We start from the raw sequence: 11,157 nt of genomic DNA on the forward strand, positions 1-11,157 counted from the left end.
CCTGGATACAACACCGGTATCCAGGCCCGACTCCGCCTTGCCGGACCGCCGCCTGGACCTCGCCGCGACACCGCCAACGTTCCTGGACACCGCACCGGTCCCGCGCGCCGGGTCCGTCGGCGAGACCGGATAGCCTCGACAGCGTGGCTACCGCGTTGGTGATCGAGAACGACCCGACCGACGATGCGCGACGGCTCGGCGAGTGGCTGACCGAGGCCGGTCTGGAGCTGTCGGTGACCCGCCCGCACGCGGGCGACCCGCTCCCCGCCGACCTCGACGGGTACGCCGCGCTGGTGGTGCTCGGCGGCGACCAGCAGGCCTACCCGTACCCGGACGGCAAGCCCGGCGCGCCCTGGCTGCCGGCGGTGGAGGGGCTGCTCCGCAAGGCCGTCCGGCACCGCGTCCCGACACTCGGGGTCTGCCTCGGTGCGCAACTGCTCGCCACCGCGCACGCCGGCACCGTCGAGCGCAGCACGTCCGGGCCGGAGGTGGGCCCCGCCGTGGTCGGCCGGCGTGATGCCGCCGAGAACGACCCGCTGTTCCGGTACGTCCCGCTGATCCCCGACGTGCTCCAGTGGCACACCGACGAGATCACCGAACTGCCGGCCGGCGCGACGCTGCTGGCCGCCTCCACCCGCTTTCCGCACCAGGCGTTCCGCCTCGGCGACCGGGCCTGGGGCCTGCAGTTCCACATCGAGTGCGACGCCGACATGATCGCCGAGTGGGCGACCGACTCGGCGGTGCTGGCCGAGCTCGACTACGACCCGGAGCTGGTCGTCGCCGCCTGCGCCGCGGTGCTGGCCGACATCGAGGACGTCTGGCAGCCCTTCGCCGCCCGGTTCGCCGCCCTGGCCCTGGGCGAACTGGACGACAGCGGGTCGCGCCGCAGCCTGCCGCTGCTCGGGCACTGATGGGCCGCCCGAGCAACGCCACCGGCCGGCTCGCCCGGTACGGCTTCGGCATCACCGACGACGACCTCGGCGCCCGCGCCGCCGACCTGCTCGGCCCGGACGGGCTCGACCTGTGGCGCCCGCAGACCCAGGAACCCACCGGCGACCAGGCCCGGGAGCTGCTCACCGCGCTGTCCCGGGCCGCCGACCCGGACCTGGCGCTGCGCCAACTGCACCGGATGGTGGAGGCCGAGCGCCGTGCCGTGGCCGGCACGAGCGGCGGCACCGGCGCGGCGGTACGCCAGCGTGGCGCCGGACCGGGACGAGCCACCGCCACCGCCTCCGGCGACGGTGACCCGGCGGCCGCCGCCGCGCCGACCGGTGGCATCGGCGTCGGGTCGCAGCTGCTGGGCGCGCTGCACGACGACCCGGGGCTGCGCCGTCGACTGATCGCCGTGCTGGGCGCCTCCTCGGCGCTGGGCGACCACCTCGTCGCCAACCCGGACCAGTGGACGGTGCTGCGCACCGAGGCGGACGGGCTCGCCCCGACCGCCGACGGGCGGCTGGACCTGACCGGCGAGGGCAACCCGGTGGCGGTGCTGCGCCGGGCGTACCGGCTGGCGTTGCTGCGGGTCGCGGCGGCCGACCTGACCGGCGGACGCGGCCTGGAACAGACCATGGCGGCGCTCTCCACGCTGGCCGACGCCACCCTCTCCGCCGCCTACGCGACCGCCGTGGCCGAGCTGCCCGAGGGCACCCGCAGGCCCCGCCTGGGTGTGGTGGCGATGGGCAAGTGCGGCGGCGGCGAGCTGAACTACGTCTCGGACGTCGACGTGATCTTCGTGGCCGCCGAGGACGACGACCTGACGGCGGCCACCACCGTCGCCACCCGGCTGATCCACATCTGCGGGCTGGTCGCCTGGCCGGTCGATGCCGCGCTGCGTCCCGAGGGCAACCGGGGGCCGCTGGTGCGTACGCTCGCCAGCCACCTGGCGTACTACCGGCGCTGGGCCCGCACCTGGGAGTTCCAGGCGCTGCTCAAGGCCCGCCCGGCCGCCGGTGACCTGGCGCTCGGCCGGAAGTGGATCGACGAGCTGGCGCCGCTGCTCTGGCACGCCGCCGAGCGGCCCGAGGCGGTCGAGGACGTCCGGTCCATGCGTCGCAAGATCATCGACAACATCCCGGCCAAGGAGCAGGAACGCGAGATCAAGCGCGGCCCCGGCGGCCTGCGCGACATCGAGTTCGCGGTGCAGTTGCTGCAACTCGTGCACGGCCGGGGCGACGAGACACTGCGCGCACCCGGCACCATCCCCGCCCTGCGGGCGCTGGTCACCGGCGGCTACGTCGGCCGGGCCGACGGGGAGGCGCTGCTGCGCGGCTACCGCTTCCTGCGCGGCGTCGAGCACCGCCTGCAACTCCAGGGCCTGCGGCGCACCCACACCGTGCCGACCGAGCCGGGCGCGCTGCGTTGGCTGGCCACCGCGCTCGGCTACACCGCCACGCCGGGACGTAGCGCCGTCGAGGAGTTCCGCGCCGAGTGGGTCACCCACGCCACCGAGGTACGCCGACTGCACGCCAAACTGCTCTACCGGCCGCTGCTGGAGTCGGTGGCCCGGGTACCCGCCGACGGTCTGCGGCTGACCCCGGAGGCGGCCCGTAACCGGCTGGAGATCCTCGGATTCGCCGACCCGGCCGGGGCGCTGCGTCACCTCCAGGCCCTCACCGGCGGGGTGAGCCGCACCGCCGCCATCCAGCGCACCCTGCTGCCGGTGCTGCTCAGTGAGTTCGCCGACGCCCCGGAACCCGACCGGGGCCTGCTCAACTACCGCCAGGTCTCCGACTCCCTCGGCAGCACCCCCTGGTATCTGCGCCTGCTGCGCGACTCCGGCCCGGTGGCCCGCCGGCTGGCCCGGGTGCTCTCCTCCTCCCGGTACGTCGCCGACCTGCTGAGCCGGGAACCCGAGTCGCTGCGCCTGCTGGCCGAGGAGAGCGAGCTGACCCCCCGGCCCCGCGAGGTGCTCGGCGACGGGTTCGCCGCCGCGGCGGCCCGACACACCGACCCGGTCGAGGCGATCCGGGCGGTCCGCGCGCTGCGCCGCCGGGAACTGCTCCGGCTCGCCTGTGCCGACGTGCTCAGCCGCGCCGGCTCGCTGACCCCCACCCGCCCCGACACGGACCGCTCGACGCTCGGCGACATCATCACCGTCGGCACCGCACTGGCCGCCGTCACCGACGCCACCCTGGCCGCCGCGCTGCGGACCGCCCGCGCCGCCCAGCCCACCATGCCCGACTTGAAGTTCGCGGTGATCGGCATGGGCCGCCTCGGCGGGTACGAGTCGAACTACCTCTCCGACGCCGACGTCCTCTTCGTCTACGAGGCCCCCGAGGGCGTCGCCGAGAGCGCGGCGAGCGCCGCTGCCCACGCCATCGCCGAGGAACTGCGCCGCCTGCTCGGCATGCCGGCACCCGACCCGGCCCTCGGCGTCGACGCCGACCTGCGCCCCGAGGGCCGACAGGGGCCCCTGGTCCGCAGCCTCGCCGCCTACCAGCAGTACTACGCCCGCTGGTCCCGGGTCTGGGAGGCCCAGGCGCTGCTGCGGGCCCGCTGCGTCTGCGGCGACGCCGACCTGGGCACCCGGTTCGAGCAACTCGTCGATCCGGTCCGTTACCCGGCCGACGGCCTCACCCGGGAACAGATCATCGAGATCCGCCGGATCAAGGCCCGGGTGGAGACCGAACGACTGCCCCGGGGCGCCGACCCGGCCACCCACACCAAACTGGGCCGAGGCGGCCTCGCCGACGTCGAGTGGGCGGTGCAGCTGCTCCAGTTGCGGCACGCCGGTGCCCACCCGTCGCTGCGCGGCACCCGTACCCTCGACGCCCTCGCCGCCGCCCGCGACGCCGGCCTGATCGACCCGGCGGACGCCGAGGCGATGACGGCCGGCTGGACCCTGGCCGCCCAGGTCCGCAACGCCCTCATGCTGGTCCGGGGCCGGGCCGGCGACCAACTGCCCCGGCACGGCGTGGAACTGGCCGGCGTGGTCCGGCTGCTCGGTCGCGACGACCCGGGCGAGTTCCTCGACGAGTACCTGCGCACCGGCCGCCGCTCCCGCACCGCCATGGAACGCGTCCTGGAGACGTAAGGAAGGGCACCTTATTAACACCCGACGACCGCAGTGCCCGATCAACTACCGAGGGTGTACGTGCCGGCGCGCGGCACCGTGACCGTCGTCCAGTCCCCGTCGGCGGTGACGGTGGCGCCGCCGGACGCGGTCAGCCACCGGCTGTGCCGCACCCGGACCGGCACCGTGCCCGCGTCCGAGGTGCGAAAGGTGACCGCGGCGCCGCCTGCGCGGACCAGTGCGGCCGGGGCACCGACCAGGGGAGTCGGGTCGGTCACCGCGTACAGCCGCCAGTTGGGGTCGGACCAGACCTCGGTCAGGTACGTCAGGCCGGCGGTCACCAACTCGGCCTCGGCGCGACCGACCCAGGACAGTGGCGCGTCGGGAACCGCGACGTACTGCACGGCGTACTCGTCGAGCCAGGCCCGGTAGCTGTCGGCGGTCAGCGGTACGCCGGTGCCGGCGGCCCCGGGCACGGTGGTGAAGAAGATCGGGTTGCGGTCGATGTCCGCCTGCCGCAGCCAGCCCCGGGCCAGCGGCACGTCACCCATCCGGGCGGCCTCCCAGTAGTTGCGGGTGGGCGGCACCTCCACCCGCCCGGTCAGCCCGCGCCGGTCGAGTTCGGCGCGCAGTGGCGCGTAGTAGCTCGGCTGGCTGGTCGGGTCACCGATGCTGCGCAGGTCGGCGGAGACGACCGGTGGCTGCCACCAGCACACCGCCGCCAGCAGCACGGCGAGCGCCGCCACCGCCGCCACGCCCCGCCGCTTCGGCCGCGTCGATGCTGCGGGAGGTCCGACGAGGTCGGGCTGGGTCGATGGGCCGGCCTGGACCGATCGGCCGGCCTGGATCGGAGGGCCGGCCTGGATCGGAGGGCCGGGCTCGATCGGGGCGTCGGATCGCGGTGCGATGCGGAGGTGGCGCGCCGAGCGGGCCAGCCAGGCGGGGGGACGGGCGGCGGCGGCCAGGATCGGCAGGGCGAACATGGTCGCCAGGCGGGTGGCGTTCAGCCCGACCGGAGTGTGCACCAGCGCCGCCGCGACCACCCCGCCCGCTGCCAGCAACGCCCCCGACCGCACCGGGCGGTAGCCGACCAGCACGGCCACCAGCAGGGCGGTCACCGTCGCCCGGATGGTGTCGGTCCGGCTGATGTTCATCCAGCCGCCGTCACCGAACAGCAACGCGGTCGCACCCAGCGGTACCGCCGCCGCGACCGCGACGGTCAACCCGTCGGCGTACCGGCCGGACAGCAGCACGGCGACCCCGGCGAGGCCGACGAAGAGCCCGGCCACCGGACTGGCCGCCGACGCCAGCAGCGCCGCCGCCCCGGCCACCACGAGCGGTCGCCACGAGCTGCCGATGCTGGCGCCCAGGCCCCGACTTCCGGCACGGGCCGCGCCGTCGGGCACGGACGAGCCGGCAGGCGATCCGCGGCGCCAGGTGAGGGCGAGCAGGGCGGCGAGGCCGAAGGCCACCCCGAGGCCGTACGTCACCCGGCCGGAGACCAGGTTCCCGGCGATGGTGACCACCCCGACCAGGCTGCCGAGCAGCGGCCGGGGTACCCCGGTGCGGACCAGCAGTGCGGCGAAGAGGGCCGCCGCGGCGATCACCGCGATCACGCCGGTGAGGCGTACCCCGAGCAGGGCCATCACCGGCTGGGTCAGCAGGCTGTAGCCGAACTGCTGGACCCCCGCGTACCAGCGCAGGTCGACCGGGGTCGCGCCGTGTGCGGCGAAGAAGTCGGCCCGGGCCACCTGCGCCGCCAGGTCCGAACCCATCGCCGGAAGGATGAGGTACGCCACACCGAGCGCCCCGGCGCACGCGGCGGCCAGCGCCACCACCCGACTGCCCCGCATGCCCACCTCCGTACCGCGCTCACGGTACTGGCAGCATGTCGGACGTGCCCCATCACCTCGTGCGCTGGACCGGACTGGCCGGATCGATCATGCTCTCCGTGGCAGCGTTCCTCGGCGGTGCCCTGCCCGACGGCGATCTGCGGCCCACTCCGCTGCGCATCTGGCAGGGGCCGTACGGACCGCTGATCATCGCGTTGTGGCTGTTCGGTACGGCCGCGATGGCGTTCGCGTGGTGGACGTTGCGGGACCGGGTGCCGTCGGCGCGCTGGGCGCTGGTCACCGCCGGGCTCTGGCTCGTGCCGTTCCTGTTCACGCCGCCGCTGGGCAGCCGGGACGCCTACGCGTACGCCTGTCAGGGGGCGAGTTTCGCCAACGGCATCAGCCCGTACGAGTACGGCGTCTCCACGTTGCCGTGTCCGTGGCTGGACACCATGTCGTTCATCTGGCGGGACACCCCGGCACCGTACGGGCCGCTGTTCGTGGTGCTCTCCGGCGCGATCGTCGCCGCGACCGGCTCGCTGATCGCCAGCATCGCGCTGTTCCGGGTACTCGCGGTCGCCGGTGTGCTGCTGACGGCGGTGAGCCTGCCGGTGCTGGCCCGCCACTGCGGGGTACCGGTCGGCCGGGCACTCTGGCTGGCGCTGGCCGGCCCGCTGGTGGGCGTACACCTGATCTCCGGGGTGCACAACGACGCGTTGATGGTCGGGTTCATGGTGGCCGGCCTGGCCATCGTGGTCAGTCGACCGGCCCGGCCGTGGCCGCTGCTGGCCGGTGGGATCGTGCTCGGCATGGCCGCCGGGATCAAGGTGACCGCCCTGGTGGTGGTCCCGTTCGCGGCGCTGCTCGCGATCGGTGGCGGGTTCTCCCTGCGCGGGCTGCTGCGCCATGGCACCCCGGTGGTCGGCGGCGCGGTGGCGACGCTGGTCGGGGTGACCCTGGGCGCCGGACTGAACCTCGGCTGGATCACCGGCCTGTCGCACGGCAACGAGGTGATCGCCTGGACCTCGCCGCCGACCGCCGTCGGGCAGACCGTCGGGTACGTGCTGCTGCCGTTCGGCCTGCACGTCGACGCGCTGCCGGTGACCCGGGGGATCGGCATGGTGGTGCTGGCGGCGCTGCTGGTGTGGCTGTGGTTCCGGGCACGTCACCGCGAGCCGCTCTGGCACGCCGCGCTGGCGTTGACCGCCACGGTCGCGTTGGCGCCGCTGTTCCACCCCTGGTACTGGTTCTGGCCGCTGGCGCTGCTCGCCGCCACCGCCCACCGCACCTGGTGGTTCAGCGCGGTGACGGTGTTCGCCGCGTTCCAGGTGCTGGCCGACGGCACCGGCCTGCCCCGGTACACCAAGACGGTGGGTGCGCCGCTGATGACGCTGTTCGTGATCTGGGTGGCGGTCCGCTTGGTACGGTCGGCTCGGGCGGCCCGCCGCCCGGTTCCCGTCGACTGAGGAGAGGCACGCCGGTGACCGAGACCGGCGTCCGACCCGCCTCCACCCGGGACCGCCGCGTCCGATATGTCGGCCTGCTGGGAGCGGTCGCCCTCACCGTCTCCGCGTACGTCGGCGGCGCCCTGCCCGACGCCACCGCCCGGCTCTGGCACCCCGTTCCGACCGTGCTGCTCTGGCTGCTCGGCACCACTGCCATGGTGGGCGCCTGGTGGACGCTGCGCGGTGGCGCCCCGTCGACCGGGTGGGCGGTGCGCACCGCCGCCCTGTGGACCGTGCCGCTGCTGTTCAGCGCGCCGCTGGGCAGCCGGGACCTCTACTCGTACGCCTGCCAGGGCTGGGTCTACGCCGACGGCGGTGACCCGTACGCCACCGGTGTGGCCGAGGCGGGCTGTCCATGGCTGGACGCGGTCGCCCCGGTGTGGCGGGACACGGCGGCACCGTACGGCCCGTTCTTCGTCCTCCTCGCCGCGCTCGCCGTGGTCCTCGGCGGCAGCCTGGCCGGCACGCTGGCGCTGTTGCGGGTGCTGGCGGTGTCCGGCCTGCTGCTGGCGGCAGCCTGCCTGCCCGGCCTGGCGCGGGCGGCGGGGGTGCCGCCCGCGCGGGCGACCTGGCTGGTGCTCGCCTGCCCGCTGGTCGGCGTGCACCTGGTCTCCGGCGCCCACAACGACGCGGTGATGCTCGGCCTGCTCCTGCTCGGCCTCCTGCTGCTCGTCCGCCGCCCGACGTCGGCCGCTGGCGTGTCGCCGGGCGTCGCGGGGTCGTCGGGCATCGCTGGGACGTCGGGTATTGCTGCTCTGCCCGGCGGTGCTGGGCCGTCGACCGGCGGGGGGACGTCCGGCGCGGATCGGCCGTCGACCGCCAGGGTGCCGCCGGGCGTCGCTGGGGCGTCGGGCGGCGGGCTGCCGGTGGGCGTCGCGGGGTGGCCCGGCGGCGGGCTACCGGTGGGGGTCGCGGGGTGGCCTGCGGTCGGAGCATTGGTGGCCGCTGGGGTGCTGCTCGGCCTGGCGGTCTCGGTGAAGGCGACCGCCGTGGTGGTGCTGCCGTTCGCGGCGCTGGCGGCGGTCCGTGGCCGGTACACGCTGGCGGCGCTGCTGCGCGACGGCGGCACGCTCGCCGCCGGTGTGGTGGGCGCGCTGCTGGTGTCCTCGCTGGTGTCCGGTCTCGGGCTGGGCTGGATCGGTGGACTGGGCAGCAGCGGCGACACGGTGCAGTGGACGTCACCGCCGACCGCCGTCGGCATGGTCGTCGACTACCTCGGTGGAGCGGTCGGGCTGCCAGCCGTCGGTGTGCCGGTGGCCCGGATCGTGGCGCTGGCGCTGCTGGCGGTCCTGCTGGTGCTGCTCTGGTGGCGTACCTGGTCGACGCTGCGCGGCTCCGGTTTCACCATCGCCATGTCCGCCCGGGACTCCGGCCGGCTTGGCATCACCGCCGCAGCGCCACGCCCGCCTGGTGCCGCTGCGCCCGGCGCCGGCCTGCCGGACGTCGGCCCGCCCGGGGTGGGGCTGCCTGGGGTGGGGCTGCCTGGGGTGGGGCTGCCTGGGATGGGGCTGCCTGGGATGGGGCTGCCTGGGATGGGGCTGCCTGGGGTAGGGCTGCCCAGCGCGGAGGTGGCCGGCGGAGAGGCGGCCGGTGTGGACGCGGCCGGGGCGGAGCTGGCCGGTGCGGGGGAGGCCCGCTTCCGGGTGGTGCTGTTCGGGGCCGGGCTGGCGCTGGTCCTCACCGTCGTGCTCGCCCCGGTGTTCCATCCCTGGTACGCGACGTGGCCGCTGGCGCTGCTGGCGGTGGCGGCGATCCGGACCACCTGGTTCGTGGTGCCCGTCGCGGCGGCGTCCTTCCTCGCTCTGCCGGATGGCACGAACCTGGCCCGGCTGGTGAAGGCGCCCGGCGCGGTGGCGATGACCCTGCTGGTGGTCGTGCTGGCGGTCCGGTTCCTGCCCCGGCTGCGCCGGGTCCGCGAACTGCGCTGAGTCTCGTCAACCCGTGGGGAGGTGGGTAGATCTGTTGTCGCTCCAGCGACAACAGATCTACCCACCCACGCCAGTCCCCGGCCGATCACCCCTGCCACCGTCCTCCCGCCGGTCCGGCACGACCCGCCGCCCCCGCACAGCGTCCGCTGTCGCTGCTCGGCGCGGCGTCCGCTGTCGCCGCCCCCGCACGGCGTCTGCCGTCGCCGCCCGGCACGACCCGCCGCCCCCACACAGCGTCCGCTGTCGCCGTCCCGGCGCGGCGTCCGCCGTCGCCGCCCGGCACGACGCGCGCCAGTGCGTGCAGGTGGACGGAAGACCCGGGCCGTCGTGATCAACTAGGGCGGGAGCAGGCGTGCGGCGGGTACCTGGGTGCGTGTGCGGCGTCAGGTGTCGGCGAGGTCGTGCACGCGGCGGGTGCGGGCGAGGTGGTGCGCCGGTCAGCGGTGTGGGCCGCAGGTCGGGCAGGACGCCGCAGGCGCGGGGGTGCGACGGCGGCGCAGGGCGACCGTGATCGGCAGCAGGGCCGGCCCGAGCAGGCCGACGGCCAGGGCGGCGGCGATCATGGTCGGGTACGTCGGGCGTGGCGCACCGCCGAGACCGGCCACCATGCCGGCCAGGATGTGCACGCTGAGCAGACCGATCGGGGTGAGCAGAGCCACCACGGCCCACTGGCCCCGCCGGTCCTGCCGCATGGTCAGTCCGACGGCGAGTAGCACGGCGACCGCCAGCAGCACCCCGCCGGTGGCCGGCAGGAGTTGCTCGGCCGTCCAGCCGTACCAGCCCCAGTAGGACTGCCCGATCAGGACGGCAGCCGTGGCGGCACCGCCGAGTGCCGCCGTGATCGGCAGCGCCCGGGTCGGCAGCGACGGTTGACTGTCCAGCGCGAGTGCCAGCACCCCGAGGGCGATCTGCGGCACCAGCACGTACAACGGTGGACGGGGCACGTCGAGGACCAGGCTCACCACCGGCAGCGCCGTGGTCGCCAGCACCGCCACGGTGATCCCGAGCCGGGCGGGTCGGCCCGGTGCGACGAGCACGAGCAGCACGGCGACCAGCCAGGCGGACCACGCGACGATGCCGATCGAGACGAACGGCCCGAAGCTCGGCAGGCCCCACGCGGCGGGTGGCGGCTGCACCTCGGCGAGTGCCCAGAAGGCGGCGAGGAAGGCGGCGGTGGCCAGGGCGAGCAGGGCGGCGAGACGTACGCCGGGGACCACGTCGCCGGCCCCGGCGGCCCGGAGGCGCTGACGGAGGCCACCCCGCACGAGGTCGGCGGCGTCCGCGACCGACGGCCAGCGCCGTCCCGGATCGGCGAGGTCGAGGTACGTGCCGACGATCTCCTCGCCCCGCTCGCGGCGGTAGTCCGCCGGGTAGGCCCGCAGCAGGTGCCGGTAGCGGCGTTCCAACCCGGTCATGCCAGGCCCTCGGCGGTACGCGGGGCCAGCGGTCGCACCGGGCGGGCGCGCAGCCGCGCGGTGGCCGCCTCGACGTTGCGCCGCAGCCGTTCGGTCTCGGCGGCGAGCGTGCTGCCTCCGGTGGGGGAGAGCCGGTAGTAGCGCCGCAGTCGACCGTCGACGGTCTCCTCGCGGTCGAGTTCCACCAGGCCGGCGTCGGTCAGTCGGTCGAGTGCGCCGTAGAGGGTGCCGGGGCGCAGCGAGAGCCGTCCGTCGGAGAGGGCGGCCACCTCACCGATGATCGCGTACCCGTGCATCGGCTCGCGGGCCAGCGCGGTGAGGATGAGGAAGGTCGGTTCGCGCAACGGTGTGTCCACGCCAGCAATATATCGGACGCGAAGGTATGCCGTTGCCCGTAACACGGTCGGGGGGGGGGGGCGGGGGGGGGGGGCGGCCGCCGGACCCAGGAGCGGAGCAAGACGAGAA

Annotated in this window: 7 protein-coding genes; 4 read left to right on the plus strand and 3 right to left on the minus strand. The window is 75.3% G+C overall.

From position 1 onward, the window contains the following. Positions 1–143: 143 nt before the first annotated feature. Together ABT008_RS30150 and ABT008_RS30155 are read left to right on the plus strand one after the other, a co-directional pair. Positions 144–911, plus strand: coding sequence for a type 1 glutamine amidotransferase (locus ABT008_RS30150; protein WP_350700664.1), 768 nt, complete (start codon positions 144–146; stop codon positions 909–911). Then, entirely contained in the window at positions 911–4,033 is a 3,123-nt protein-coding gene (locus ABT008_RS30155; RefSeq protein WP_350700666.1) for a bifunctional [glutamine synthetase] adenylyltransferase/[glutamine synthetase]-adenylyl-L-tyrosine phosphorylase, read from the plus strand. The genes ABT008_RS30150 and ABT008_RS30155 overlap by 1 nt, the downstream gene beginning before the upstream one ends. A gap of 41 nt (positions 4,034–4,074) precedes the next feature. Here the strand turns inward: ABT008_RS30155 and ABT008_RS30160 are convergent, their stop codons facing one another. Next, positions 4,075–5,865 carry a hypothetical protein gene (locus tag ABT008_RS30160; protein WP_350700668.1) on the minus strand — a complete coding sequence of 597 codons (1,791 nt, stop codon included), beginning with the start codon at positions 5,863–5,865 and terminating at the stop codon, positions 4,075–4,077. Positions 5,866–5,909: 44 nt separating this feature from the next. Between ABT008_RS30160 and mptB (ABT008_RS30165) the strand changes: the two genes are divergently transcribed. Further along, a complete protein-coding gene (gene mptB, locus ABT008_RS30165) occupies positions 5,910–7,310 on the plus strand; it encodes a polyprenol phosphomannose-dependent alpha 1,6 mannosyltransferase MptB (protein ID WP_350700670.1) in 1,401 nt (466 codons plus the stop codon). A gap of 14 nt (positions 7,311–7,324) precedes the next feature. Next, entirely contained in the window at positions 7,325–9,277 is a 1,953-nt protein-coding gene (gene mptB / locus ABT008_RS30170) for a polyprenol phosphomannose-dependent alpha 1,6 mannosyltransferase MptB (RefSeq protein ID WP_350700671.1), read from the plus strand. A 437-nt stretch (positions 9,278–9,714) separates the two neighbouring features. Here mptB (ABT008_RS30170) and ABT008_RS30175 read toward each other — a convergent pair whose 3' ends face one another. Further along, positions 9,715–10,692 (minus strand): hypothetical protein, encoded by a 978-nt coding sequence (locus ABT008_RS30175; protein ID WP_350700673.1) that lies wholly within the window; start codon positions 10,690–10,692, stop codon positions 9,715–9,717. Next, positions 10,689–11,048: a PadR family transcriptional regulator gene (locus ABT008_RS30180; protein ID WP_350700674.1), complete on the minus strand. Its 360-nt coding sequence runs from the start codon at positions 11,046–11,048 to the stop codon at positions 10,689–10,691. Before ABT008_RS30180 ends, ABT008_RS30175 begins: the two co-directional genes overlap by 4 nt. Positions 11,049–11,157 lie beyond the last annotated feature (109 nt).

Origin of the sequence: Micromonospora sp. NPDC002389 (assembly GCF_040296095.1) — a bacterium.
GTDB lineage: Bacteria > Actinomycetota > Actinomycetes > Mycobacteriales > Micromonosporaceae > Micromonospora.